Genomic DNA, 451 nt, shown 5'->3' with positions numbered 1-451 from the left:
TCCGCCAGCATGTCGCCCCCAAGAATCCCGGTTTCAAGCAGGCCTGGAAGTCGCTGTCGTTCGGTGACCGCCTGAAGATCAACCTGAACTTCTTCGCGTTGTTGTTCGGTGCGATCTACCTGTTGATCCTGGGCATGTGGCGCAAGGCGCTGGTGGTCATCGGCATCAACATCGCGCTGGCCATCATCAGCATGTTCCTTCCCGACGTCGTCGTGCGCATGCTGTTCATCGCGATGAATCTGCTGGTCGCCTCCAGCACCAACTACAGCTACTACCTGGAGAAGGTGGAGGGTCGCGCCAGCTGGAACCCGTTTGAAGGAATGTTCTAAGCCATCAGACCGGCGCAGGGATGCGCGGCAAGGATGCAACCGACGCCCGGCCGCCGCCGGGCGTCTTCATTTGTGCGATCAGGCCGCGCGGCGTGCCACGACCGCCGGCTCGGCCTGCAGCC

1 protein-coding gene is annotated in these 451 nt (G+C 62.1%); it reads left to right on the top strand.

Going from position 1 to position 451, the window contains the following annotated elements; genetic code table 11:
• On the top strand, window positions 1–329 hold a 329-nt coding region (locus EN846_RS33625; RefSeq protein ID WP_135928104.1), incomplete at its 5' end, for a DUF2628 domain-containing protein.
• Window positions 330–451: the final 122 nt, after the last annotated feature.

The sequence above is a fragment of the Mesorhizobium sp. M4B.F.Ca.ET.203.01.1.1 genome (assembly GCF_004791025.1).
Taxonomy (GTDB): Bacteria; Pseudomonadota; Alphaproteobacteria; order Rhizobiales; family Rhizobiaceae; genus Mesorhizobium; species Mesorhizobium abyssinicae.
Note: the sequence above shows the minus strand (reverse complement) of the source record. Positions and strands in the feature narration are given on the sequence as shown.